This is a genomic window from Pseudomonas koreensis, from assembly GCF_012986595.1.
In the GTDB taxonomy this organism is placed as follows: Bacteria; Pseudomonadota; Gammaproteobacteria; order Pseudomonadales; family Pseudomonadaceae; genus Aquipseudomonas; species Aquipseudomonas koreensis.
Genome location: NZ_JAAQYM010000005.1, coordinates 328,383 through 353,334, shown reverse-complemented (window position 1 = coordinate 353,334; position 24,952 = coordinate 328,383). Strand labels below are relative to the sequence as shown.

The window sequence follows — 24,952 nt, the reverse complement described above, 5'->3', positions numbered from 1 at the left end:
GCACTAGATGAATACGTCTACAGGTAACTTGAAAAACTCGGCCAACCAGCGAACCTGCCGCAAGTTCAACTGCCGCTTGCCGCTCAGGATTTCCGAGACAACTGACTGAGTTCCGACCCCGGGCAAATCGCTCTGGGTCAAACCATGTTCACGCATCAAATATCCCAACACTTCATGACCTGGTGGTTTCGGCGCCGGATGATGCGTGCGATCCCACTCTTCAATCCAGTCACCAATGATATCTACCAGACTCATCAGAGGATGGGACTCGTCAACGCCGGTCATCTCGAGCAACTCATCAAGCGCCTGAACCAGCCTGTCGTAATCGTCTTCGTTTTTCGGCTTGCGCAGCAACGGCGAGACGAACTCCCAGTGCTCGGCGGCTTTTTTGATCAGGACACTCATGCCTTTCCTTCCTTCCATCTGCCGCGATCGTATTCGCGGTGGCCCAACAAATGTTTGATGTACAGCTTTTGAGTTCGATATCTGACGTAGGCGATCAGCCTCAGCTTATTACCGCCAATGTCGAAAACATGAAACTCTCCCACCTTATCGACGGCGGGGAACAGTGCCTTCATCGCCGCAAAGTCCAGCGGCTTGCCTCCTTTCGCCACTGCAAGCCAGTGATCCAGTGCGGTGGCTGCATTGGGCCAATTGTCCTTTGCTTCCCGTATTCGCTTTTCGGTGATGACATGCATGCAACATCCTTATCGCATTTTGCTATGGAAAGTTAATCACAGATCAAAATTATCGCAAGTTGCGATAAAGGCAGACAGACCAACGGGCTCGCCTGGTAGGTCTCAGCCTAGGTCTCAAGTCGAAAACCACGTCATTGAAAATATGAGCAAACGTCTCCAACTAGGGTTTATCGCCCTTCACTGGACCTCGCTCATGACCCACCCACTGCTGATCCCATGCCCCGTCTGCAACGGCCTCAACCGCATCCCCGCCGAACGCCTGGGCGATCAACCGAAGTGCGGGCGTTGCAAATCCGAGGTGCTGTTGAGCAAACCGTTCGAACTCAAGCAAGGCGATTACGCCAGCCAGATCAAAGGTGATCTGCCGTTATTGGTGGATGTTTGGGCGGACTGGTGCGGGCCGTGCAAGTCGTTTGCGCCGGTGTTCGAGCAGGCGGCCGCGCAGTTGGCGGGCAAGTGCCGCTTGGCCAAGCTCGACAGCGAGGCCAATCAACAGTTGTCGGCGCAGTTGGGGATTCGTTCGATTCCGAGCCTGATTCTGTTCAAGAACGGCCGGGAAGTGGCGCGCCAGAGCGGTGCGTTTCCGTTGCCGCAGTTGATGGCGTGGCTGCGTAGCCAGGGCATCTGATACCACACAGAACCCAATGTGGGAGTGAGCCTGCTCGCGATGGCGTCCGGTCAATCAACTCATATGTTGGCTGACAGGACGCCATCGCGAGCAGGCTCACTCCTACAGTGGATCTGCGTCGCTCAGCAGATCAGTGGTCTTCGAGCAGGTTGTGCAGCTCGACGAACTGCTGCGTCAGTTTGTGCCGTGGGTCGAGGTGGATCAGCGGCGTGCTGGCCTGGTGCGACTCACGCATGCGTACCGAGCTGCTCAGGTACACCGGCAGCACCGGCAAGCCTTCAGCGATCAACTCATCAAGCATCTGCTGCGGCAGGCTGGCCCGGGCCTGGAACTGGTTGACCACAATGCCTTCGACTTCCAGGCCTTCGTTGTGGTCTTCCTTCAACTCTTCGATTTCGGCCAGTAGTCCGTAGAGTGCCTGCCGCGAGAAGCTGTCGCAATCGAAGGGAATCAGCACACGATCGGCGGCAATCAATGCCGAAACCGCATAAAAATTCAGCGCCGGCGGCGTGTCGAGGTAGATCCGGTCGTAATCTTCCGACAACTCATCCAGCAACTTACGCAGCTTGTTGATCTTGTGCTTGGCCTCAAGCTTGGGCTGCAGATCGGCCAGTTCAGCGGTCGCGGTGATGATGTGCAGGTTGTCGAACGGGGTTTCGTAGATATCGGCCTGATTTTTCTTCGAGAACGGCCCTGAAGACAGGGTTTGCTTGAAGAAATCGGCAATGCCCATCGGTATGTCATTCCCGGTGAGCCCCGTCAGATACTGAGTGGAATTGGCCTGGGCATCGAGGTCCACCAACAGCGTGCGATAGCCCTCGCTGGCGCTGACCGCTGCCAGATTGCAGGCAATGCTGGATTTGCCCACGCCACCTTTCTGATTGAACACCACGCGCCGCATGACAAAACCTCCGTGTATCAAAGAATGACCGAGTGTAGATGCGCGCGGGTTGGCTTCGCCACCTCCACGGATGCGGACTACAGAGTCAGGTGCAAATATCCCCAGGGCAACAGAGCCAAAACTGCCATTGATCGCCGAGATGCCCGACAGACAAACCTCCGCCAGAGTGGATAATGGCCAGTTGACAGCTTTTCCACGAACCAATCGGTACATTTAGCTGCGCAAAATGTAACCAGCATTTGCTACACACTCGTCGCACCGGGATAATGCGCGCCACCCGAACGTCAGGCGCCACGCCGCGTCCGGGAACGTCAGCACAGCCCAGCTGCGGCTTTGGCGACTCAACGCGTCAATACAAGCCCGCAGGGGCGGGATAATGTCCGTGATCAACTTCAACATCGCCCAATGGCGCGCGTGGGCCCCGGGGCTCGACAGCGTGGACGCCTGGCAGGCCTGGAGCCGACAACCGGTCGTGCTCCAGAGCAGCGATGCCGCGCCCGATGTGTCGTTCCTGCCGGCCATGCAACGCCGACGTCTCAGTCGCCTGGCGCGGATGGCGTTCAGTGTCGGCTGGCCGTTGGCCGACGGACGGGAAAACCTGCCGTTGGTGTTTGTTTCGCGGCACGGCGAAACCCCGCGTACCTTTGAAATCCTTAGTGACCTGGCCAAGGACGAGCCGTTGTCGCCGACGCAGTTCAGCCTGTCGGTGCACAACGCAATCATCGGCCTGTGGTCGATCATGCGCGGCGAAACCAGCGAAATGACCGCCCTCGCGGCAGCCGGCGACGGCCTCGAACACGGCATGCTCGAAGCCGCGGCCCTGCTCGACGAAGGCGCTCCGGCCGTGCTGCTGATCATCACCGAAGAACAGCCGCCCCAGGCGTACTCGCAGTGGATCGATGACGTGCCCTTCCCCTATGCCGTCGGCCTGTTGCTCACCCCGGGTACCGACTGGCGGCTGACCCTGAACAGCGGCCCGGAAGCAGTGTCCAAAGCGCACTGGCCACATGCACTGAATCTGTTGCGAACCCTGCTCGGTCAGCAATCTCCTTGCCAACATGCCTGGAAAAATCGTGTATGGACCTGGCAACGCAACCCGTGACCGAGAAGAACCGCGACGCCTACTACTGGCGTCTGCTGGCCACTGCCGCCAGTTTCGCTCTGTTCGGGCTAGGCGGGCTGTGCCTGCGCGTGCTGGTGTTTCCACTGCTCGGCTGCCTGCCCGGGGATGCGCTGAAACATCGGCAGCGCGCGCGGCAGACTGTCAGCCGGCTGTTCTGGTTTTTTGTACGGTTCATGGCCCGTACCGGCGTGCTGACCTACGACATTCAAGGGGCTGAACGCCTTGGCCGCCCGGGGCAGATGATCATCGCCAATCACCCGTCGCTGATCGACGTGGTGTTCCTGATCGGCCTGGTGCGCCAGGCCAATTGCGTGGTGAAGAAGAGCCTGTGGGAAAACCCCTTCACCCGTGGCCCGCTGCGCAGCACCGAATACATCAGCAATGACGGCAGCATGGACATGCTCGACGCCGCCGCCGAATCGTTGCAAAACGGCCAGACCCTGATCATTTTCCCCGAGGGCACCCGTACCCAGCCGGGGCAGGCACCGGCCTTTCATCGGGGGGCCGCGGCGATTGCCCTGCGCGGTGCGAAAATCCTTACCCCGGTGGTCATCAAGGTCAACCCGACCACTCTGACCAAAGCCGAACCCTGGTATCGGATCCCCCGCCGCCGCGTGCACTTCAGTTTTCGTGTCGGGGCCGATATAGATCCACAGGCTTTCGCCACGCAAGGCCCCGCCCCGCAGGCCTCGCGCAAGCTCAACGATTATTTGCACACCTACTTCATCAAGGAGCTCGCCGAAGATGAGCGATCTGCACCGTGACATTAAAGAGCTGATCATCGATGCCCTCGGCCTCGAAGACATCAGCCCCGACGATATCGGCGACGACATGACCCTGTTCGGCGAAGGCCTGGGCCTGGATTCCGTCGACGCGCTGGAACTGGGTCTGGCGATCCAGAAAAAGTACGGCATCAAGATCGACGCCGACGCCAAAGACACCCGCAACCACTTCACCAACGTGGCGAGCCTTGCGGCGTTCGTCACGGCAAAACAGGCAGCTTGAGACCGGACCATGCAAACTCGTGACGACATTTTCAACACCCTGCGCGATGCCTTGGTCGAGCTGTTCGAACTGGATCCGGCGCGCATCAGCCTGGCATCCAACCTGTATCAGGATCTGGAAATCGACAGCATCGACGCGGTCGACCTGATCGATCACATCAAACGTCAGACCGGCAAGAAAATCGCCGCCGAAGAATTCAAGTCGGTGCGTACCGTCGGCGACGTGGTCGAGGCGGTCTACCGTCTGGTTCAACCGGCCGCATGAGCCGACTGATCGGCCTCGGCCTGCTGCTGGCGGGCCTGCTGTACCCCTTTGCGGTGTATTTCGGCATGGAGCACTTCGCCCCGTGGCAGTTCGGGCTGCTGCTGGGCAGCCTGTGGCTGGCGCGGGCGCTGACCGGCGAGCGCAAGCCCGGCAGTCTGTGGATGGCCTGCGTGGCGATCGTGTTCTGCCTGTTGCTGGCGCTGTTCGACAGCCCGCTGTTGCTGCGCTGGTATCCGGTGCTGATCAGCGGCTTCATGCTGATGCTGTTCAGCCTGAGCCTGAAATGGGGACCGCCGATGGTCGAGCGCCTGGCGCGGATCCGCGAGCCGCAACTGCCGCCCGAGGCGATCCGCTACACCCGCCAGGTCACCGTGGCCTGGAGCGTGTTTTTCTTCTGCAACGGTTTGTGCGCCGCCCTCCTCACCCTGTGGGCGCCGCTGAATTGGTGGATGTTGTACACCGGCCTGATCTCTTACGGATTGATCGGCCTGATGTTTGCCATTGAATGGCTGATACGACAACGGGTAAGAGGCCGTAAATGAACTGGATAAAACTTGAGCACCTGTTGCTCAAGGCCCTGCCGGGGCGAGTGATCACCGACGCCCCGGCCCTCGACCACGCGCAACTGCGCGAACAGGCGCTGAGGATTGCCGCCGGCTTGCACGCACGCGGCGTGCAGCATATGGCGGTGCATCTGGAAGACGTCGCCGACCTCGCCATCGCCCTGCTCGGTGCCTGGCGCGCCGGCGTCAGTGTATTGCTGCCTTCCGACCTGCAAGCGCAAACCCGTCAGCGCTGGTCGAGTGAAGTCGATCTGTGGCTGACCGATCACGACGATGATGCTCACTTGACCGACCTGCTGCAGCCGGCCCTGCCCGGCGCTGAACTGGATCTCGATCAGTGTCGCTTGAGCCTGTGCACCTCCGGCTCCAGCGGCGAGCCCAAGCGCATCGACAAGAGCCTGCGCCAGCTGGCCAACGAGGTCGAGGCGCTGGAACGACTGTGGGGCACAGATCTCGGCGAAGCCTGCATCATCGGCAGTGTCGCCACTCAACACATCTACGGTTTGCTGTTCCGCGTGCTGTGGCCGCTGTGCGCCGGGCGCGGGTTTGTGCGCAAACAACTGGCGTTCCCGGAAGACCTGCAACGCGCCAGCCGCGAACACCCGGCGTTTGCCTGGGTCGCCAGCCCGGCGCTGCTCAAGCGCATGGGCGACAACCTCGACTGGCCGGCGCTGAGCGCCGTGCGCCGGGTGTTTTCCTCCGGCGGCGCATTGCCGGCAGATGCCGCGCAGAGCCTGCAGCAACGTCTGCAACAGTGGCCGACGGAAATCCTCGGCAGCTCGGAAACCGGCGGCATCGCCTGGCGTCAGGGCGCCAGCCTGTGGCAGCCCTTCGCCGGGGTCGAACTGAGCCAGGACGCCGATGGCGCCCTGCTCATCGCTTCACCGTACCTGCCGGTCGGGCATGTCGAACACACCGCCGATGCCGCAAGGATCGCTGCCGACGGTCGCTTCGAACTGTTGGGTCGGCTGGACCGCATCGTCAAACTCGAAGAAAAACGCATTTCCCTACCGATGCTGGAGCAAGCGCTGGTCGCCCATGATTGGGTCGGCGAAGCGCGCCTCGGTGTGGTGCAGGAAAATCGGGCCGTCCTCGGCGCCTTGCTGGTGCTCAGTGAAGAAGGCCTGTTTGCCTTGCGCGAACACGGCCGCCGCAGCCTGACCGAAGCCCTGCGCAAACACTTGAGCGAGCATTGCGAAGCCCTGGCCTTGCCCCGGCGCTGGCGTCTGGTGCGGCAACTGCCGCTGAACAGCCAGGGCAAGCTGCCACAGGCCGACATCGACGCGCTGCTGCTGGCGCCACGGCCGAAAACCCCGCAAGTGCTGGAACAGGTCGAAACCGCTGGCGAGTGGAGCCTGCAACTGGCGGTGCCGGCGGACCTGGCCTACTTCAGCGGGCACTTCCCCAAGGCCCCGGTGCTGCCCGGTGTGGTGCAAGTGGAATGGGCGCTGCAACTGGGTCAGCAGCTGCTGGACCTGCCCGGTAAATTTGCCGGCATGGAAGTGCTGAAGTTCCAGCAACTGGTGCGCCCCGGCGATGAAATCCAGTTGCACCTGCGCTTCGATCGCGAGCGCGGCAAGCTGTATTTCGCCTACCGCAATGACACGGCCACCTGCTCCAGCGGCCGGATTCTTTTAGGGGCTGAGAATGCATAACCGGTGGCGAGGGAGCTTGCTCCCGCTGGGTTGCGCAGCAGCCCCAAACGTTTCTGGCGGCCCATCGAAGGCGAGCGCTTCGCACTCGAGCGGGAGCAAGCTCCCTCGCCAAAAAGGTTGTGTGATCCAGGGGGAAAATCATGCATAACCCTTGCGCCGTGATCCCGGTCTACAACCACGAAACCGCGATCACCACCGTGGTCGAGGCCCTGCTCGCCCAAGACCTGCCGTGCATTCTGGTGGACGACGCCAGCGCGCCATCCTGCGCGAAGGTGCTGGATGCGCTGGCCGAGCGCGACCAGGTGTATCTGGTGCGCCTGCCCCTCAATCAGGGCAAGGGCGGTGCGGTGATGACCGGCCTGCGCGAAGCGGCACGCCTGGGGTTCAGCCATGCCTTGCAGGTCGACGCCGACGGCCAGCATGACCTGCACGACGTCGCCCGCTTCGTCGAGGAATCCCGCGCCCATCCGGATGCGATGATCTGCGGTTATCCGCGGTTCGACGAAAGCGTGCCCAAGGGACGTTTGTATGCGCGTTATCTGACCCATGTGATGGTCTGGATCAACACGCTTTCGCTGCAGATCCGCGATTCGATGTGCGGCTTTCGCGTGTATCCGCTGACCCCGGTACTGGCGGTGATCGACTCGGCACGGGTCGGCAAGCGCATGGATTTCGACTCGGACATTCTGGTGCGCCTGTCATGGCGCAATCAGCCGATGCGCTGGCTGCAAACCAGCGTGCATTACCCGCTGGACGGCGTCTCGCACTTTCGCCTGTTCCACGACAACGCACTGATTTCCAGCATGCACACCCGGTTGTTCTTCGGCATGTTGCTGCGCCTGCCGCTGATCCTCTGGCGCCGGTGGCGGACATGAGCGTCGAGAGCGACCAGAAGCACTGGGCCGACCGCGAGGAGCGCGGCAGTTTCCTGCTGATGAAATTCACGGCGTTGGCGGCCAAAATTTTTGGTCGGCGCCTGCTCAGTCCGTTGCTGTACGGCATCGTCCTGTACTTCTTCCTGTTCGGCCGCACCGCTCGCCACAGCACCTGGCAATACCAGCAGCGGCTGGCTGACTGGAGCAACCGCGCCGAATTGCGTCCGAGTGGCTGGCGCGTGTTCCGCCAGTTCATGGCGTTCGCCGATTCGCTGCTCGACAAGCTTGATGTGTGGAACGGCAAGATCCGCATCGAGCAGATCGAAATCATCGACCCGGCACTGCTGCGCAATCAGTTGCGCGGCAGTCGCGGGCAACTGTTGGTCGGCGCGCACCTGGGCAACCTCGAAGTCTGCCGGGCACTGGCCGAGATCGGCGAAAAGGTCACCATGAACGTGCTGGTGCACACCAAACACGCCGAGCAGTTCAACCGCTTGCTGGGCGAGGCCGGGGCGACCAATCTGCGCCTGATTCAGGTCAGCGAACTGGACCCGGTGATCATGCTGCAACTGCACGAACGCCTGGAGCGCGGCGAATGGCTGGCGATTGCCGGCGACCGCGTGCCACTGCATGGCGGGCGCAGCGTCACCGTCGACTTTCTCGGCCACCCGGCAGCGTTTCCGCAAGGCCCGTGGCTGCTGGCCGGCTTGCTCAAATGCCCGGTCAATCTGCTGATGTGCCTGAAACAACCGGACGGCCACTATCGCCTGACCCTCGAACCGTTCGCCGACGCCGTGACGTGGACACGCCGTGAGCGCGAGCAGGTCATTCATCAGTGGGCCACCCGTTATGCGCAGCGCCTGAGTCACTATTGCCTCGAAGCCCCGCACCAATGGTTCAACTTTTACCCTTTCTGGAAGACCGATGACGACGCCAACCCATGAGCCGGTAACCTTCGGCGAACGCCCTTTGCGCATCGAAGACGTGCTGGCCCTGGCCAACCGTCAGGCGCCCGTGCAGTTGCAGAGCGACGCCGATTACCGTGAGCGCATCGCCAAAGGCGCGCGGTTTCTCGACTCGCTGCTGGACAAGGAAGGCGTGATCTATGGCGTGACCACCGGGTATGGCGACTCCTGCGTGGTCGCGGTGCCGCTGCATCACGTCGAGGCGCTGCCGCGTCATCTGTACACCTTTCACGGTTGCGGACTGGGCAAACTGCTCGACGCCCAAGCCACTCGCGCCGTGCTGGCCGCACGGTTGCAGTCGCTGTGCCACGGCGTGTCCGGGGTACGCATTGAACTGCTGGAGCGCCTGCAGGCGTTTCTCGAACACGACATCCTGCCGCTGATTCCCGAAGAAGGCTCGGTGGGCGCCAGTGGCGATCTGACGCCGCTGTCCTACGTCGCCGCAACCCTGTCCGGCGAACGTGAAGTGATGTTCCGTGGCGAACGCCGGCCCGCAGCCGACGTGCATCGCGAACTCGGCTGGACGCCCCTGGTGTTGCGCCCGAAAGAAGCGCTGGCCTTGATGAACGGCACCGCGGTGATGACCGGTCTGGCCTGCCTCGCCTACGCCCGCGCCGACTACCTGCTGCAACTGGCCACCCGCATCACCGCGCTCAACGTGGTCGCGCTGCAAGGCAATCCGGAACACTTCGACGAACGCCTGCTCGCCGCCAAACCGCACCCGGGGCAGATGCAGGTTGCCGCGTGGCTGCGCAAGGATCTGGCGATCAACGCCCCGACCGCGCCGCTGCATCGCCTGCAGGACCGCTATTCGCTGCGTTGCGCCCCGCATGTGCTCGGCGTGCTGGCCGACAGCCTGAACTGGCTGCGTTCGTTCATCGAAATTGAACTCAACAGCGCCAACGACAACCCGATCATCGACGCCGAAGCCGAACGCGTGCTGCACGGCGGGCACTTCTACGGCGGGCACATCGCGTTCGCCATGGACAGCCTGAAAAACCTCGTGGCCAACGTCGCTGACCTGCTCGACCGGCAGCTCGCGCTGCTGGTCGACGAGCGCTACAACCACGGGTTGCCGAGTAACCTGTCCGGCGCCCCGGCGGATCGCGCCATGATCAACCACGGTTTCAAGGCTGTGCAGATCGGCACCAGCGCCTGGACCGCCGAAGCCCTGAAAAACACCATGCCGGCCAGCGTGTTCTCGCGCTCCACCGAGTGCCACAACCAGGACAAGGTAAGCATGGGCACCATCGCCGCCCGCGATGCGATCCGCGTGCTCGAACTGACCGAACAGGTCGCCGCCGCCACGCTGCTCGCTGCCAATCAAGGCGTGTGGCTGCGCGCGCGCGATCAGGATGCACGGCCGCTGCCGCCAGTCCTGGCCGCCATGCACGAAGAACTGGGCAAAGACTTCCCGCCGGTCATCGAAGACCGCGCACTGGAAGGCGAACTGCGCCTGTGCCTGCAACGCATCGCCGAACAACACTGGAGGCTGCATGCGTAGCGCTGGAGTCCTGCACGCCGACACGGAAATCCTCGTGCCGTTCTTCGACGTCGACACCATGCATGTGGTCTGGCACGGGCATTACGTCAAATACCTGGAAGTCGCGCGTTGTGCGCTGCTCGACCAGATCGGCCACAACTACACGCAGATGGCCGAGTCCGGCTACGCGTGGCCGATCATCGACCTGCAACTGCGTTACGTGCGTGGCGCGGTGTTCGGCCAGCGCCTGAACGTGCGCGCCAGCCTGGTGGAGTGGGAGAACCGGTTGAAGATCAATTACCTGATCACCGACCTGCAGAGCGGTGAACGCCTGACCCGCGCCAGCTCGGTGCAGGTGGCGGTCGAGATCAGCAGCCGCGAGATGCAACTGGCCTCCCCTAAAGTGTTCACCGATGCGGTGCAAAGGATCCTGCGATGAACCTGTTCTGCAAATGCCTTGGCGCGCTGGCGCTGCTCGCGGTATCAAGCCTGGCCAACGCCTTCGACCTGCAACAGCTCAGCGCACAACTGGCGAAACCAGAGGTGATCCACGGCCAGTTCATCCAGGAAAAACACCTGCGCGCCCTGCCGCAGCCGCTGATCAGCAAAGGCAGCTTCGTCCTGGCGAAAAACCACGGCCTGCTCTGGCTACTCAAGACCCCGCTGCAGCAGGATTACCGCATCACCGCCAACGGCATCGCGCGACGCGACGGCAATGGCTGGCAGCTGCTGCCGAACAAGAGCGCCGGGGCCGAGCAGAACCGCTTGTTCCTTGCCGTGCTGCAAGGCGACAGCAGCGGCCTGCAACGGGATTTCGAACTGGCCCTGAGCGGCGACGCACAGCAATGGAAACTCACCCTGACGCCGCGCTCGCTGCTGCTCAAGCAAGTGTTCAACCGGATCAACATCGACGGCGGTGAGCTGGTGCAGACCATCGAACTGCTGGAAACCCAGGGCGACAGCACCGTGCTGCGCATGCAGGACAGCACTGCAGGCCAGCCGTTGAGCGACACGGAGCAACATGACTTTGCCGAGTGAACGCAGGCTGCCGTGGCTGTTCCTGATCCTGCTGCTGGCAGTCATCGCGCTGGCCGGGTGGCAATGGCGCGAGGGTGCGCCGCTGTCGGCCAACCTCATGGAACTGGTGCCCGGCACCACCCCTGACGCCCTCGAACTGCGCGCCGAACAGCGCATGCAGGAACCGCTCAACCGGGAAATGCTGGTGCTGGTCGGCCATGCCGATCGCCAACACGCGGTCGCCATGGCCCAGACCCTGGGCGAGCAATGGCAAGCCAGCGGCCTGTTCGAGAAAGTCCAGTGGAATCTGCAAGCGGATCTGCCGGCCCTGCGCACGCAACTGCTGCAAGGGCGGCTGGCGATGCTTTCGGCCGATGACCGGCAACTGCTGACCGAACACCCCGACGCGTTCATTCAGCAACGGGTGCAGGTGCTGTTCGACCCGTTCACCGGCTTCAGCCTGGTACCCAGCCAGGACGACTGGCTGGGCCTCACCGGACGTATCCAGAACAGCCAGCCGAAGCACGGCGCGGTGCAACTGGACATTGGCAGCGGCGCCCTGGTCGCCGATGCCGACGGCAAGAGTTGGGTGCTGCTGCGTGCGCGCACCACCGGCAATGCCTTCGACATGAACCTGCCGCTGAAAGTCGCGGACCTGCTCCAGCACAGTCGCGAGCAAGCGGCGAAAGCCGACGTGCAACTGTTGGCCGCCAGCGGCCTGCTCTACGCCGCCAACGGCCAGCAGCAAGCGACCCGCGAGATGACTTGGGTCGGCGGCGGCGCGACGGTCGGCATTCTGCTGTTGCTGCTGTTGGCGTTTCGCCGCTGGCGGGTGTTGCTGGCGTTTGTGCCGGTGCTGGTGGGCATGCTGTTTGGCGCGGTGGCCTGCGTGGCGCTGTTCGGCCACATGCATGTGATGACCCTGGTGCTCGGCTCCAGCCTGATCGGGGTGGCGGTGGATTACCCGCTGCACTATCTGTCGAAGAGCTGGAGCCTCAAGCCGTGGCGCAGCTGGCCGGCATTGCGCCTGACGCTCTCCGGGCTGACCTTGAGCCTGATCACCAGCGCCATCGGTTATCTGGCCCTGGCCTGGACGCCCTTTCCGGCGCTGACACAAATCGCGGTGTTCTCTGCCGCCGGATTGCTCGGTGCCTACCTGTCGGCGGTGTGCCTGCTGCCGGCCCTGCTGCAAAACGTTGAGCTGCGCCCGGCGCAATGGCCGCTGCGCCTGGCCGAACGCCTGGTGCAACTGCGCGAAAGACTGCTCGAACATGTGCGCACCCCGGTGCTGCTGGCGCTGGTGATCGCCTTCTGCGCCGGCGGTCTGGTGCAGCTGCAAAGCAAGAACGACATCCGCCAGTGGGTCGGTGCGCCACAACGGCTGACCGATGAAGCGCAGACCATCGCGCGCATCACCGGCTATCAGCCGACCAGCCAGTTCTTCCTCGTGCGCGCCGCCAATCAGCAGGAGCTGCTGGAGCGACAGGCCGCGTTGAGCGAACGCCTGCAGCAACTGGTCAACCTCGACAAACTGCAAGGCTATCTGGCCCTCGATCAACTGCTCAGCCCGCCGAGCCAGCAACAGCAGGTGCGCGCGGCGCTGAGCAAACTGCCACAGTTCTGGCAGCCGTTGCTCGACCTCGGCGTGCCACTCGCGGCGCTGCAAAGCGAACTGCAACAATTGCAGAACCTGCCCGCCGAGGACATCGACGCCGCGCTGGCGGGGCCTTTGGGCGAGCCGTACCGCACGCTGTGGCTCGGCCCGACCGCTGACGGCGTGGCGGCGATGACCAGCCTGCAAGGCCTGAACAATCCATCACTGCTGCGGGTGCAGGCACTGGACTTGCCGGGGGTGACGCTGGTCGATCGTCTCGGCGAGTTGAACAACGTGTTCGCGGCCACTCAGATCAGCGCCGCCGAATTGAAACTCGCCTCCTGCGTGCTGATCGTGCTGGTACTGATCGTGCCGTTCGGCTTCGGCGGCGCATTGCGCATCGTCGCCCTGCCGTTGCTGGCGGCGCTGTGCAGCCTCGCCAGCCTCGGTTGGCTCGGTCAACCGCTGACCCTGTTCAGCCTGTTCGGCCTGCTACTGGTGACGGCGATCAGCGTCGATTACGCGATTCTCATGCGGGAGCAGGTCGGCGGTGCGGCGGTCAGTCTGCTCGGCACCTTGCTGGCGGCGCTGACGACCTGGCTGTCGTTCGGTTTGCTGGCGGTGTCGAGCACGCCGGCGGTGAGTAATTTCGGCCTGGCGGTAAGCCTCGGGCTGGCCTTCAGTTTCATTCTGGCGCCGTGGGCCGGACGTCACGCCCACAGCGCCAGCGACGTGGAGCCGGCAGCATGATGGTCATCGGTTTCTGGCTGATGGCGCTGGCGTTGTTCGCCGTGGCGACCCGTGTCGGCCGGCATTTCGGCCTGATCCCGATCGTCAGCCAGTTGCTGCTGGCCAGCTTCGGTTTGCCGCTGCTGATGTATGTCTGGATCGAACCGGGCTGGCAACTCAGCGGTGCCGAACTGATCGCGCCGGGGTGGCTGAAAGACCTCTACAGCCTGAGTTTCGCGCTGCTGCTCGGGCACATCCTCAGCGATGTGATCGACCTGCGCCTGGACCGCCAGAGCGTGAAAGTCGCCGTGCCGAGTTTTGCCGTACCGTTCGCCTGCGGTCTGGCGGCCGCCGCCTGGCTGTTGCCGGCGCAACCATGGCTGAACTCGCTGGCGATCGGGCTGGTGTTCTCGATCACCGCGATCCCGGTGCTGTACCTGTATCTGCGCCACATCGATTACCCGCCCGCCGCCACCCGGCGTCTGGTGCAGACCGCAATCCTCATCGACCTGACCTGCTGGACGCTGTTCGGTCTCGCTCAGGGCAGTCTGCACCTGAGCAGTCTGTTGCTGCCGCTGGGCCTGGCCTGCGTTCCGGTGCTGCTGTATCTGTTGCGCGTGCGTCGACCGCTGACCTACAGCCTCGGTTTCTTTGCGCTGCTGGTGCTGGCCGAGCACTACAAACTCAACGCGCTGATTTTCGGCATCGGTTATCTGCTGTGCATGGCCGCGTTGAAAATACCGCTGGTTTTGCCGTTGCCGGCGCGCTGGATGAGCCGCTTGCAGACGTGGATTGCGATCCCGCTGATCCTCACCTTCGGCATCGTGCAGATCGACGTGCACAGCGCCCTCGCCAGCCTCGGTGCGCTGCAATGGGCGGCGCTGCTGCTGTTGCCGATTGCCAGTAAACTGCTCGGCAACTGGCTCGGCCTGGGCTGGGCCGGCGCGTCGTTCGAAGGCGCCAGCCGCTGGCGCGAAAGCGTGCTGCTGAACATCCGTGGCCTGAGCGAAATCGTCTTTCTCAATTTGTTGTTGCAACAACAGCTCATCAGCCCGGCGCTGTACTTCGCGTTGATGCTGATGGGCCTGATCGCGACGCTGTTGCCAGCCCTGATCGGCCTGCATCGCGCGCCCCTGAAACACACCGCCACCGCGCCCGGGAGTTCACGTGCCAACCGTTGAAATGCAACGTCGTCAGGTAGTGATCATTGGTGCCGGCCCGTCCGGCGCCATCGCCGCCGCACTGCTCAAGCGCAAGGGCCACGATGTGCTGGTGATCGAGCGCCAGCATTTCCCACGCTTTTCCATCGGCGAGAGCCTGCTGTGTCATTGCCTGGATTTCGTCGAAGAAGCCGGCATGCTCGACGCCGTCAACGCCGCCGGGTTCCAGCGCAAGACCGGTGCCGCGTTCGCCTGGGGCGAGCGCTACAGCGCCTTCGATTTCGGCGACACCTTCACCGGCGGCAAGCCGACCACGTTCCAGGTGCAGCGCGCCGATTTCGACAAGCTGCTGGCCGATCAGGCTGAATTGCAGGGTGCCGAAATTCGCTACGGCGATGCCATCGTCAGCGTCGATTTCGACCGGGCCAGACCGCAGCTCGACGTGCGGCGCGAAGACGGCAGCGAGTACCGCGTCGAAGCGGATTTCGTGCTCGACGCCAGCGGTTACGGTCGCGTGCTGTCGCGCTTGCTCGATCTCGAAGCGCCGTCGAATTTCCCGGTGCGTCAGGCCGTGTTCACCCACGTCGAAGATCACATCGACAACCCGGCCTTCGACCGCGAGAAGATCCTCGTCACCACCCATCCCGAGCACCGCGACATCTGGTTCTGGACGATCCCGTTCAGCAACGGTCGCTGCTCGGTGGGTGTGGTCGCCGCCGCCGAGCACTTCAGCGGTCGCGATGCCGATCTGGACGCTTGCCTGCGCGGCTTCATCGCCGAAACCCCAAGCCTCGCCGGCGTGCTGCACAACGCGGTGTGGGACACTCCGGCGCGGACCCTCGGTGGTTACGCGGCCAATGTGAAAACCCTGCACGGCCCGGGCTTCGCCCTGCTCGGCAACGCAGCGGAATTTCTCGACCCGGTGTTCTCTTCCGGCGTGACCATTGCCATGCGTTCGGCGAGCATGGCCGCCGCCGTCCTGCACCGGCAGTTACAGGGCGAAACGGTCGACTGGCAGCACGAATTCGCCGAACCGCTCAAGCGCGGGGTCGATACCTTCCGCTGCTACGTCGAGGGCTGGTACGCCGGCACCTTCCAGGACGTGATTTTTTATCAAGACAGCCAGGCGGACATCCGCCGGATGATCTGCTCGATCCTCGCCGGTTACGCCTGGGATGAACACAACCCGTTCGTCAGCGAAGCGCGCCGCCGGTTGAAGATGATTTCCGAACTCTGTGCAAAGGACGCCCCATGAATTACTTGAGCGACAGCTACGTCGAGGAAACCCGCTTCGGTTTCTGGTTCCTGCGCAGCCACACCTGGCAGCACCATGTGTTGCGCGTGGCGATCAACGACCTGCGCGGGCTGTTCAGCGAGTCGCTGCCGGCCAATCCGGTGCTACTGGATGCCGGTTGTGGGCAGGGCAAGTCGTTCCGCCATTTGCGTCAAACCTTCTCCCCCCTGCGCCTGATTGGCGTCGACGCCGATCCGCACAGCCTTGCATTGAGCGGCGAAGAAGCGGCGCGCCAGGGTTTCGACGTCGAGTTGATCGGCAGCGACTGCGCAACACTCAATGTGGCGGATGCCAGTGTCGACCTGCTGTTCTGCCACCAGACCTTCCATCACCTGGTCGAACAGGAAAAGGCCCTCGCCGAGTTCTACCGCGTGCTCAAGCCGGGCGGTTATCTGCTGTTCGCCGAGTCCACCGAGGCTTACATTGATACCTGGGTGATCCGCTGGCTGTTCCGCCATCCAATGCATGTGCAAAAGAGCGCGGCGCAGTACCTGCAGATGATTCGCGAGCAGGGTTTCGAGTTTGGTGAGCGCAATGTCTCGTACCCGTATCTGTGGTGGAGCCGGTCGAAGGATTTCGGCTTGCTCGAGCGGTTCGGGTTGCGCAAGCCGAAGCCGTTTGGCGAGCGCGAGGAAACGTTGGTGAACGTCGTTGCCCGCAAGCCGCTTGAAGGTGTTCTTTGATGCGACACATAACCTGTAGGAGTGAGCCTGCTCGCGATAGCGGTAGGTCAGCCAACCTGTTTTTCGAATGTGCGACCGTCATCGCGAGCAGGCTCACTCCCACAAGGTTTGCGGTGTGGCTGATGTTGCTGATGTTTGCCCTGCTGAGCGGTTGCGCCAGCCAGGCCCCGCTGCCTGCGAGCAACCCGACGCTGCCCCTGCCGCTGCAACTGCATATTGAACGCCAACAAGCCGATCAACGTCAGGACTGGCTATTGGTGATCCAGCGCGAAGGCCCCGGCATTCGCTGGTCGATGATGGACCCGCTGGGCATTCCCCAGGCGCGTCAGCAACTGATCGACGGGCACTGGCAGGCCGACGGTCTGCTGCCGCCCAACCCGGAAGCACGTGAGCTGTTTGCCGCGCTGCTGTTCGCCCTGACCCCGTCCAGCGAGCTGCTGCGCAATTATCCCGCCGCGCAGCAACAGGCCGGGCAACGCTCGCTGCCGCCGCGCTGGGCGATCCGTTACACGCAACCGTTGAGCTTCGAATTGAACCTGCCCCAAGGCCCGCACTATCGGGTTTCTCCCCTCGGTGAACCGACGCCATGACTGCCTACCTCAATGCCCTCGGCGTGATCTGCGCCCTGGGCCGCGACAAGCATCAAGTCGCGCAGAACCTGTTTGCCGGTGACTGCTCGGGCATGCGCCGCGAGTCCGGCTGGGTGGCCGGGCGCGAGTTGCCGGTGGCGGCGGTGCACGGTGAGTTGGCGGCGATTCCGGCCGAACTGGCAGACCAGAGCAGCCGCAACAATCAACTGCTGCTGGAAGCCGCGCTGCAGATTCGCGCTGACATCGACTGGGCCATCCAGACCTATGGTCGCGAGCGCATCGGCGTGGTGCTCGGCACCAGCACCTCGGGCATCGACGAGGCCAGCCGCGGTCTGGCGCACTATCTTCGCGAGCATCAGTTCCCCACCGAGTATGACTATCGGCAACAGGAACTCGGCGCCCCGGCGAACTTTCTTGCCGACTGGCTGCAGCTCAGCGGCCCGGCCTACGTGATTTCCACGGCCTGCACTTCCAGCGCGCGGGCGTTGATGAGCGCACAGCGTCTGCTCGACCTGGGCCTGTGCGACGCGGTGCTGTGCGGCGGGGTCGACAGCCTGTGCAAGCTGACACTCAACGGTTTCAGCGCGCTGGAGGCGGTGTCCGACGAGCGCTGCAATCCGTTCTCGGCCAACCGCAACGGCATCAACATCGGCGAAGCGGCGGTGCTGTTCCTGATGAGCAAGCAGCGCACCGACGGCCCGGCCATTGCCCTGCTCGGCGCCGGTGCCAGCTCCGACGCGCACCACATTTCCGCCCCTGAGCCGAGCGGTCGCGGCGCCCTGCAAGCGATGCAGAAGGCCTTGAACCGCGCCCAGCTGCAAGCTGCGCAAATCCATTACCTGAACCTGCACGGCACCGCGACTCAGCACAACGACGCGATGGAGAGCCTGGCGGTGGCCACGCTGTTCCCGCACGGCGTGGCCTGCTCGTCGACCAAACCGATGACCGGCCACACCCTCGGCGCGGCCGGTGCGCTGGAGGCGGCGTTCTGCTGGCTGAGCCTGAGCGCCGACAATCCGCAACAGGCCTTGCCACCGCACGTCTGGGACGCCCAGGCCGATCCCGATCTGCCGGCCCTGAACTGGGTGACCGCGAACGAGCGCCTGTCGTCCATTGCACCCCGCTACCTGATGAGCAACTCGTTTGCCTTCGGGGGCAACAACGTCAGCCTGATTATCGGAGACGCCCCATGATTGACTGGCCGCTCGCCGAACTGCTGCCCCATGCTGGCGACATGATTCTGATCGAGCAGATTCTCAGCTTCGACGAAGAGCAGATTCACACCCGCCTCACGGTCAAGCCCGGCGGACTGTTCAGCCTGCCCGACGGCAGCCTGCCGGCGTGGGTCGGCGTTGAGTTGATGGCGCAAAGCGTCGCCGCGTTCGCCGGTTGCCACGCGCGACAGAAGGGCAACCCGGTGGCGCTGGGTTTCCTGCTCGGCACGCGTAAATTCGAATGCAATGTCGAAGCCTTCCCGGCCGGCAGCGAACTGACCATTCACGGCATTCGCTCGCTGGAAGACGACAACGGCATGGGCGTGTTCGAGTGCCACATCCATGGCCACGGCATCGAGGCCAGCGCGCGCTTGAATGTGTTCCGCCCGCCCCAGCCATCCCAATATCTTGAACAACACAGGGAGTCGAACGATGACTGAATCCGTACTGGTCACCGGCTCCAGCCGTGGCATCGGCCGCGCCATTGCCTTGCGTCTGGCGCAGGCCGGGCACGATATCGTCCTGCATTGCCGCAGCGGCGTCGCCGAAGCCCGAACGGTGCAGGCCGAGATCGAAGCGCTGGGCCGCAACGCGCGCATCCTGCAATTCGACGTCGCCGACCGCGCGACCTGCAAAACCATCCTCGAAGCCGACGTCGAAACCCACGGCGCCTATTACGGCGTGGTGCTCAACGCCGGCCTGACCCGCGACGGCGCCTTTCCGGCGCTGAGCGATGACGATTGGGACGTGGTGCTGCGCACCAATCTCGACGGTTTCTACAACGTCCTGCACCCCGTGATGATGCCGATGATCCGCCGCCGCGCCGCCGGTCGGATCGTCTGCATCACCTCGGTGTCGGGTTTGATCGGCAACCGTGGCCAGGTCAACTACAGCGCCTCCAAGGCCGGCGTCATCGGTGCTGCGAAAGCGTTGGCGATCGAGCTGGGCAAGCGCAAAATCACGGTTAACTGCGTCGCGCCGGGCCTGATCGATACGGCCATGCTGGATGAAAACGTGCCGGTGGAAGAACTGATGAAAATGATCCCCGCACAACGCATGGGCACCCCGGAAGAGGTCGCTGGTGCGGTGAATTTCCTGATGTCGGCGGAAGCCTCGTACATCACCCGCCAGGTCCTGGCGGTCAACGGAGGCTTGTGCTGATGAAGCGCGTCGTCGTCACCGGCATGGCCGGCATCACTTCGCTTGGCAGCGACTGGGACACCATCGCCGGCAACTTCGCGGCCAACCGCAGCGGCATCCGCCGGATGGACGAGTGGGACCGCTTCAGCGAACTCAATACGCGTCTGGCCGGGCCGATCGATGACTTTGTCGTGCCGCCCCACTGGACGCGCAAGCAACTGCGCAGCATGGGCCGGGTGTCACGGCTGGCGGTGGGCGCGGCAGAACAGGCACTGGCGGATGCCGGCCTGCTCGGCGACGACACGATCAAGGACGGGCGCATGGGCGTGGCCTGCGGCTCGTCCACCGGCAGCACCGACGAGATCAAGGCGTTCGGCAACATGCTGCTCAACTCGGTGGCCGAAGGCCTCAACGCCAACTCCTACGTGCGGATGATGCCGCACACCACCGCGGCCAACATCAGCATCTTCTTCGGCCTCACCGGGCGCCTGATCCCGACGTCCAGCGCTTGCACCAGCGGCAGCCAGGGCATCGGCTATGCCTATGAAGCGATCAAGTTCGGCCGTCTGCCGCTGATGCTCGCCGGCGGTGCCGAAGAACTGTGCCCGACCGAAGCCATGGTCTTCGACGCGCTCTACGCCACCAGCCTGAAAAACGACGCGCCGCAGACCAGCCCACGCCCGTACGACAAGGCTCGCGACGGCCTGGTGATCGGCGAAGGCGGCGGCATGCTGGTGCTTGAAGAGCTGGAACACGCCCTCGCTCGCGGTGCGCACATCCACGCCGAGATCGTCGGTTTCGGCAGTAACGCCGACGGCCAGCACACCACCCGTCCCGAGCAGATCACCATGCGCCGCGCCATGGAACTGGCGCTGGAAGACGCCGGCCTGACGCCCGATGCCATCGGTTATGTAAATGGACACGGCACGGCTACAGAACAGGGCGACATTGCCGAAACACTGGCAACCAGCAGTCTGTTCGGCGAACACATGCCGATCAGCTCGCAGAAGAGTTTCCTCGGCCACACGCTCGGGGCCTGCGGGGCGCTGGAGTCATGGTTCAGCATCGAGATGATGAATCGCGACCTGTATGTGCACACGCTCAACCTCGACGAGGTCGACCCGCACTGCGGCAAGCTCGATTACCTGCGCGGCGAATTCCGTCCGATGCACCACGAGTACGTGATGAACAACAATTTCGCTTTTGGTGGCGTCAACACCTCGTTGATTTTCCGCCGCTGGCACTGACCGCAACACGTTTGGAGTGAAAGGAATGACTCAGTTTCACCGCATCGCCGCCCTGCTGGCCCTGGCCTTTGTGCTCGGCGGTTGCACCAGCAAACCGGTATACAACGCCAAGGAACAGTTCTCGCCCAACTTAGGCTTCACCCAGCAACAGATGAGCCGCGCCATCGTTACCGCGCTCAACGACCGCCAGTGGGTCGTGCAATCGGTACGCCCGGGCATGATCAAGGCCGCGATCACCGTACGCGGTCGCCACCACGCCGAAGTCGACATCCCGTTCAGCCCGACCTCGTTCGAAATCGACTATCGCAGCAGCTACGGCCTCGATGCCAAGGACGGCAAGATCCACGGCAACTACAACCGTTGGGTCAACCGCCTGCGCGACAACGTACTCAAGGAGCTGTCGATCAACCCGGACATCGAGTTCGTCAACGACCTGGGCATCGTCAAGCAAGGCGCCGACGAACCGACCTACCTGAGCTTTCGCGAAGGCGTCAAACGCGCCACCGACGCCGGCCTGCTCGACGGCAGCGTGAAGTTCTACCTGGCCGGCGAAACCCTGCCCAAGCAAGTGCGCAAACTCGACACCGTGAGCAGCAGCCGCAAGACCAACGGCTCGAACAAATCCGACGAAGACGCCTGCTTCTGGGCCCTGCAATCGGCCCTCGCGACCCTGCAGAACGCCGCGAAAAAAGCCGACGCCAACGCCGTGATCAACATCGCCAGCGTCGACCAGCGCGACCTGTACAAAGACACCGAGAAATTCCAGTGCCGCGCGGGGATGCTGGTTTCCAGCGTGGCGTTGCGCGGGGATCTGGCGCACGTTGATTGATTGACTGTAGAAACGACAAAGGGCGCCTTGCGGCGCCCTTTCACAAACAGGTTGGCTTGTCATCGCCCTTCCACCTGTCTGGCTCTGTGATGGCTGGTTGCCCAGGATCCTCAGAGTCTCACAAGCCCCTTTCGGGAACGCTGGCAGTATTGCCTGAAATGGCATTACCAGCAATGGATGGCAATTGGCTTGGATGTACCCTCTCAACGGCGACTACAAGCCCAGCGCCTTTCTAACCGCAGTTTTGATGGCGTAAAACTCGTCTGTTGCAAGATGTGAAATCAAGTAAACACGCTTTCCGTGACGGTCTTTACTTCTGATCCTGTAAAGGGCTGATTCCTCTCATCACCTGAACGACAACTACACTCGTCCTGCGGGCCTCAACCATCGCCTGCCAGAACGGCGAGCCCATTGTTCGAGCACTCGCGGTTCTCTTTCACCGTCAAGGAGATGACCATGCAAGTGAAAGCCCTGATCGCCGCCACGCTCCTCGGGCTATTGCCCAGCGCCAGCCACGCCACCAATCTGATGTACATGCCGTTCGAGACCGTGCTCTCGGATGCGATCCGTGCCGGACGGCTGGATGGCAGTGTGAAGTTTTATCTGGCCGGGAACGGGCCTCAGGGCACTCAGCGGTTGTTGCAGCGCGATGTCATCAGTGATTTGAAGACCAACGGCTTCAACAAGAGCGATCACGATTCCTGCGAGTGGGTGTTGCAGTCGAACTTGATCAAGTTGCAGGCCGATGCCAAGCGGGTGGGGGCGAATGCGGTGGTCAATATCGTCAGTTATTACGACCGGCATGTGCGCAAGGATTTGAATACTTACGAGTGTCGGGCGGGGATATTTGTCACGCGGGTGGCGTTGAAGGGGGATTTGGTGCGGTTGCCCTGAGGGCCGTGGTGATTGAGCTGACGTCTTCGCGAGCAGGCTCGCTCCCACCTTGGAATGCGTTCCCCTGTGGGAGCGAGCCTGCTCGCGATTAGATTGCGCAGCAATCAAGCTTTTGAAGGTTCGACCTTGCGCGTCAGCAATTCGACAAACGCCTTGGCCATCGGCGATTTCTGATCCTTGCGCTGCACCAGCCACACCGCCGACACCGCTTCCGGATCGAGCAACGGTCGATAGACCACGCCATCAATGCGCATCCGCTGGTAGGACGCCGGCAATACCGAAACCCCCAGCCCCGCCGCCACCAGTCCGATGATGGTCATGGCCTCCCCGGCCTCCTGAGCAAAGTGCGGGCTGAACCCGGCATCACGGGCCAGACTGAGCAATTGCGCGTACAGCCCGCTGCCGTAGCTGCGCGGAAAGAACACGAACGGCTCCAGCGCCAGCGCCGAGAGGAACAGGCCTTCCTCGCTGCCCTGCGCCAACGGATGTTTGGAGCCGAGCACCGCTACCAGCGGTTCACGCATCAGCTCCACCACACTCAACGAATCCGGCAGGCCCAGCGGGCGCATGATCCCGACCTCGATCGACTCATCCACCAGCCCCTCGGCGACTTGCGTGCTGCTCATCTCCCGCAAATTCAGATGCACCGCCGGGAAACGCTGGCGAAAGGAAAAAATCGCCTGGGGAATGGTCGAGTTGAACGGCGCCGACGAAGTGAAGCCGATCTTCAATTCGCCCAGCTCACCGAGTTGCGCCCGCCGGGCGACATCCGCCGCTTTGTCGACCTGCGCCAGCACCAGCCGCGCCTCTTGCAGAAACAATCGGCCGGCCTCACTCAGCTCGACCCGACGATTGGTCCGTTCGAACAACCGCGCGCCGACCTCTTGCTCCAGCGCCTGAATCTGCTGACTCAGCGGTGGCTGAGAGATGCCCAGCACCTGTGCGGCGCGGCCGAAATGCAGTTCTTCGGCAACGGCGATGAAGTAGCGCAGATGACGCAATTCCATGGACACCCCATTAGGTCGTTAAAGCTATCAAACAGGTCGAACAATATATTGGATAGAAACATTAGCCAGCTATATGATTTTTTCATTGCCTGCCCGGCCGTGCCCTCCGAGGTCTGAAGTGAAAACAGCTGTCGCCCCCCTGGCCCATGAAGTCCCGCCTGCCGCCGCGGACGACGTCGTCGCCGAGCTGCAAGAGATCTACATCGAAAAAGGCACGCCGATGTTCATGCGCACGGTGCTCGCACTGTTCAGCGGCGGGTTTGCGACGTTTGCCCTGCTGTATTGCGTGCAGCCGATGATGCCGCTGCTGTCACACGAATATTCGATCAACGCGGCGCAGAGCAGCCTGATTCTGTCGGTGGCGACCGGCATGCTGGCGTTCGGTCTGTTGATCACCGGGCCGATTTCCGACCGCATTGGGCGCAAACCGGTGATGGTCACGGCGCTATTCGCCGCGGCGCTGTGCACCATCGCCAGTTCGATGATGCCGAGCTGGCACGGGGTGCTGATCATGCGCGCGCTGATCGGGCTGTCGCTGAGCGGCCTGGCGGCAGTGGCGATGACTTACCTCAGCGAAGAGATCCACCCGCAGCACATCGGTCTGGCAATGGGCCTGTACATCGGCGGCAACGCGATTGGCGGGATGAGCGGACGGTTGATCACCGGGGTGCTGATCGATTTCGTCAGCTGGCACACGGCGATGCTGGTGATCGGCGGTCTGGCGCTGATCGCGGCGGCGGTGTTCTGGAAGATCCTTCCCGAATCACGCAACTTCCGCTCACGCTCGCTGCACCCGCGCAGCCTGCTCGACGGCTTCACCATGCACTTTCGCGACGCCGGGCTGCCGTTGCTGTTTCTTGAGGCGTTCCTGCTGATGGGCGCGTTCGTGACCCTGTTCAACTACATCGGCTATCGCCTGCTGGCCGCGCCGTACAACCTTGATCAGGTGTTCGTCGGTCTGCTGTCGGTGGTGTACTTGTCGGGCATCTACAGCTCGGCGAAGATCGGTTCGCTGGCAGACAAGCTGGGGCGGCGCAAAGTGCTGTGGGCGACCATTGCGCTGATGTTTGCAGGTCTCGCGCTGACCATGTTGACGCCGCTGTGGCTGGTGATTGTCGGCATGCTGATCTTCACCTTCGGTTTCTTCGGCGCGCACTCGGTGGCGAGCAGCTGGATCGGGCGGCGGGCGACCAGGGCCAAGGGACAGGCGTCGTCGTTGTATCTGTTCAGCTATTACGCCGGTTCGAGCATTGCCGGGACGGCGGGCGGGGTGTTCTGGCATCTGGGCGGCTGGAACGGGATTGGTTTGTTTATCGGCGCGTTGTTGCTGGTGGCGCTGCTGGTAGCGTTGAAACTGGCGAAGTTGCCGCCACTTGGCGGTGTGAAAGCTTAAA

28 protein-coding genes are annotated in these 24,952 nt (G+C 62.9%); 24 read left to right on the top strand and 4 right to left on the bottom strand.

What is annotated here, in order from left to right; all coding sequences use genetic code 11:
- Positions 1–3: 3 nt before the first annotated feature.
- Both HBN98_RS17530 and HBN98_RS17525 read right to left on the bottom strand, forming a co-directional pair.
- Positions 4–405 (bottom strand): helix-turn-helix domain-containing protein, encoded by a 402-nt coding sequence (locus HBN98_RS17530; RefSeq protein WP_064585633.1) that lies wholly within the window; start codon positions 403–405, stop codon positions 4–6.
- A complete protein-coding gene (locus tag HBN98_RS17525) occupies positions 402–698 on the bottom strand; it encodes a type II toxin-antitoxin system HigB family toxin (protein WP_064585632.1) in 297 nt (98 codons plus the stop codon). The genes HBN98_RS17530 and HBN98_RS17525 overlap by 4 nt, the downstream gene beginning before the upstream one ends.
- A 193-nt stretch (positions 699–891) precedes the next feature.
- Between HBN98_RS17525 and trxC the strand changes: the two genes are divergently transcribed.
- Positions 892–1,326: a thioredoxin TrxC gene (gene trxC, locus HBN98_RS17520; protein WP_083367225.1), complete on the top strand. Its 435-nt coding sequence runs from the start codon at positions 892–894 to the stop codon at positions 1,324–1,326.
- A gap of 130 nt (positions 1,327–1,456) precedes the next feature.
- On the opposite strand, the gene HBN98_RS17515 is transcribed toward trxC, so the two are convergent.
- Positions 1,457–2,227: a ParA family protein gene (locus tag HBN98_RS17515; RefSeq protein WP_083367226.1), complete on the bottom strand. Its 771-nt coding sequence runs from the start codon at positions 2,225–2,227 to the stop codon at positions 1,457–1,459.
- A gap of 376 nt (positions 2,228–2,603) precedes the next feature.
- Between HBN98_RS17515 and HBN98_RS17510 the strand changes: the two genes are divergently transcribed.
- From HBN98_RS17510 to HBN98_RS17405, 22 genes are all read left to right on the top strand, one after another.
- The gene (locus HBN98_RS17510; RefSeq protein ID WP_064585629.1) at positions 2,604–3,329 is read left to right on the top strand and encodes a beta-ketoacyl synthase chain length factor; all 726 of its coding nucleotides are present in this window, start codon (positions 2,604–2,606) and stop codon (positions 3,327–3,329) included.
- On the top strand, positions 3,305–4,114 hold the full coding sequence (locus HBN98_RS17505; protein WP_064585628.1) for a lysophospholipid acyltransferase family protein: 810 nt from the start codon (positions 3,305–3,307) through the stop codon (positions 4,112–4,114). The genes HBN98_RS17510 and HBN98_RS17505 overlap by 25 nt, the downstream gene beginning before the upstream one ends.
- Complete coding sequence (locus tag HBN98_RS17500) at positions 4,095–4,355, top strand: phosphopantetheine-binding protein (protein WP_064585627.1); 261 nt, start codon at positions 4,095–4,097, stop codon at positions 4,353–4,355. Before HBN98_RS17505 ends, HBN98_RS17500 begins: the two co-directional genes overlap by 20 nt.
- A gap of 9 nt (positions 4,356–4,364) precedes the next feature.
- Positions 4,365–4,619, top strand: a complete 255-nt coding sequence (locus HBN98_RS17495; protein WP_064585626.1) for an acyl carrier protein — start codon at positions 4,365–4,367, stop codon at positions 4,617–4,619.
- The gene (locus HBN98_RS17490) at positions 4,616–5,161 is read left to right on the top strand and encodes a COG4648 family protein (RefSeq protein WP_083367227.1); all 546 of its coding nucleotides are present in this window, start codon (positions 4,616–4,618) and stop codon (positions 5,159–5,161) included. Before HBN98_RS17495 ends, HBN98_RS17490 begins: the two co-directional genes overlap by 4 nt.
- Complete coding sequence (locus HBN98_RS17485) at positions 5,158–6,837, top strand: acyl-CoA synthetase family protein (RefSeq protein WP_083367228.1); 1,680 nt, start codon at positions 5,158–5,160, stop codon at positions 6,835–6,837. The genes HBN98_RS17490 and HBN98_RS17485 overlap by 4 nt, the downstream gene beginning before the upstream one ends.
- Positions 6,838–6,977: 140 nt before the next feature.
- A complete protein-coding gene (locus HBN98_RS17480) occupies positions 6,978–7,712 on the top strand; it encodes a glycosyltransferase family 2 protein (protein WP_083367229.1) in 735 nt (244 codons plus the stop codon).
- Positions 7,709–8,656 (top strand): LpxL/LpxP family acyltransferase, encoded by a 948-nt coding sequence (locus HBN98_RS17475; protein ID WP_083367230.1) that lies wholly within the window; start codon positions 7,709–7,711, stop codon positions 8,654–8,656. Before HBN98_RS17480 ends, HBN98_RS17475 begins: the two co-directional genes overlap by 4 nt.
- Positions 8,637–10,181: an HAL/PAL/TAL family ammonia-lyase gene (locus tag HBN98_RS17470; RefSeq protein WP_083367231.1), complete on the top strand. Its 1,545-nt coding sequence runs from the start codon at positions 8,637–8,639 to the stop codon at positions 10,179–10,181. The genes HBN98_RS17475 and HBN98_RS17470 overlap by 20 nt, the downstream gene beginning before the upstream one ends.
- The gene (locus tag HBN98_RS17465) at positions 10,174–10,599 is read left to right on the top strand and encodes an acyl-CoA thioesterase (protein ID WP_064585620.1); all 426 of its coding nucleotides are present in this window, start codon (positions 10,174–10,176) and stop codon (positions 10,597–10,599) included. Before HBN98_RS17470 ends, HBN98_RS17465 begins: the two co-directional genes overlap by 8 nt.
- Positions 10,596–11,198, top strand: a complete 603-nt coding sequence (locus HBN98_RS17460) for an outer membrane lipoprotein carrier protein LolA (RefSeq protein ID WP_083367232.1) — start codon at positions 10,596–10,598, stop codon at positions 11,196–11,198. The genes HBN98_RS17465 and HBN98_RS17460 overlap by 4 nt, the downstream gene beginning before the upstream one ends.
- On the top strand, positions 11,182–13,521 hold the full coding sequence (locus tag HBN98_RS17455) for an MMPL family transporter (RefSeq protein ID WP_083367233.1): 2,340 nt from the start codon (positions 11,182–11,184) through the stop codon (positions 13,519–13,521). Before HBN98_RS17460 ends, HBN98_RS17455 begins: the two co-directional genes overlap by 17 nt.
- Positions 13,518–14,681, top strand: coding sequence for a sodium:proton antiporter (locus tag HBN98_RS17450; protein ID WP_083367234.1), 1,164 nt, complete (start codon positions 13,518–13,520; stop codon positions 14,679–14,681). The genes HBN98_RS17455 and HBN98_RS17450 overlap by 4 nt, the downstream gene beginning before the upstream one ends.
- Positions 14,668–15,915 (top strand): NAD(P)/FAD-dependent oxidoreductase, encoded by a 1,248-nt coding sequence (locus tag HBN98_RS17445; RefSeq protein ID WP_083367235.1) that lies wholly within the window; start codon positions 14,668–14,670, stop codon positions 15,913–15,915. Before HBN98_RS17450 ends, HBN98_RS17445 begins: the two co-directional genes overlap by 14 nt.
- Positions 15,912–16,637, top strand: coding sequence for a class I SAM-dependent methyltransferase (locus tag HBN98_RS17440; protein WP_083367236.1), 726 nt, complete (start codon positions 15,912–15,914; stop codon positions 16,635–16,637). Before HBN98_RS17445 ends, HBN98_RS17440 begins: the two co-directional genes overlap by 4 nt.
- On the top strand, positions 16,637–17,227 hold the full coding sequence (locus HBN98_RS17435; protein WP_169844065.1) for a hypothetical protein: 591 nt from the start codon (positions 16,637–16,639) through the stop codon (positions 17,225–17,227). Before HBN98_RS17440 ends, HBN98_RS17435 begins: the two co-directional genes overlap by 1 nt.
- Positions 17,224–18,420 carry a beta-ketoacyl-[acyl-carrier-protein] synthase family protein gene (locus HBN98_RS17430; RefSeq protein ID WP_083367237.1) on the top strand — a complete coding sequence of 399 codons (1,197 nt, stop codon included), beginning with the start codon at positions 17,224–17,226 and terminating at the stop codon, positions 18,418–18,420. The genes HBN98_RS17435 and HBN98_RS17430 overlap by 4 nt, the downstream gene beginning before the upstream one ends.
- Positions 18,417–18,881, top strand: coding sequence for a hotdog family protein (locus HBN98_RS17425; protein ID WP_083367238.1), 465 nt, complete (start codon positions 18,417–18,419; stop codon positions 18,879–18,881). Before HBN98_RS17430 ends, HBN98_RS17425 begins: the two co-directional genes overlap by 4 nt.
- Positions 18,874–19,602, top strand: coding sequence for a 3-oxoacyl-ACP reductase FabG (fabG, locus tag HBN98_RS17420; protein WP_083367239.1), 729 nt, complete (start codon positions 18,874–18,876; stop codon positions 19,600–19,602). Before HBN98_RS17425 ends, fabG begins: the two co-directional genes overlap by 8 nt.
- Positions 19,602–20,828, top strand: coding sequence for a beta-ketoacyl-ACP synthase (locus tag HBN98_RS17415; protein WP_064585610.1), 1,227 nt, complete (start codon positions 19,602–19,604; stop codon positions 20,826–20,828). The genes fabG and HBN98_RS17415 overlap by 1 nt, the downstream gene beginning before the upstream one ends.
- Positions 20,829–20,853: 25 nt before the next feature.
- A complete protein-coding gene (locus tag HBN98_RS17410) occupies positions 20,854–21,657 on the top strand; it encodes a hypothetical protein (protein WP_064585609.1) in 804 nt (267 codons plus the stop codon).
- A gap of 456 nt (positions 21,658–22,113) precedes the next feature.
- The gene (locus HBN98_RS17405) at positions 22,114–22,551 is read left to right on the top strand and encodes a hypothetical protein (RefSeq protein WP_064585608.1); all 438 of its coding nucleotides are present in this window, start codon (positions 22,114–22,116) and stop codon (positions 22,549–22,551) included.
- 104 nt (positions 22,552–22,655) lie between these two features.
- Here the strand turns inward: HBN98_RS17405 and HBN98_RS17400 are convergent, their stop codons facing one another.
- Complete coding sequence (locus HBN98_RS17400; RefSeq protein WP_064585607.1) at positions 22,656–23,558, bottom strand: LysR family transcriptional regulator; 903 nt, start codon at positions 23,556–23,558, stop codon at positions 22,656–22,658.
- Positions 23,559–23,676: 118 nt separating this feature from the next.
- On the opposite strand from HBN98_RS17400, the gene HBN98_RS17395 reads away from it, so the two are divergent.
- Positions 23,677–24,951, top strand: a complete 1,275-nt coding sequence (locus HBN98_RS17395) for an MFS transporter (RefSeq protein ID WP_083367240.1) — start codon at positions 23,677–23,679, stop codon at positions 24,949–24,951.
- The last annotated feature ends 1 nt before the right edge of the window (position 24,952 follow it).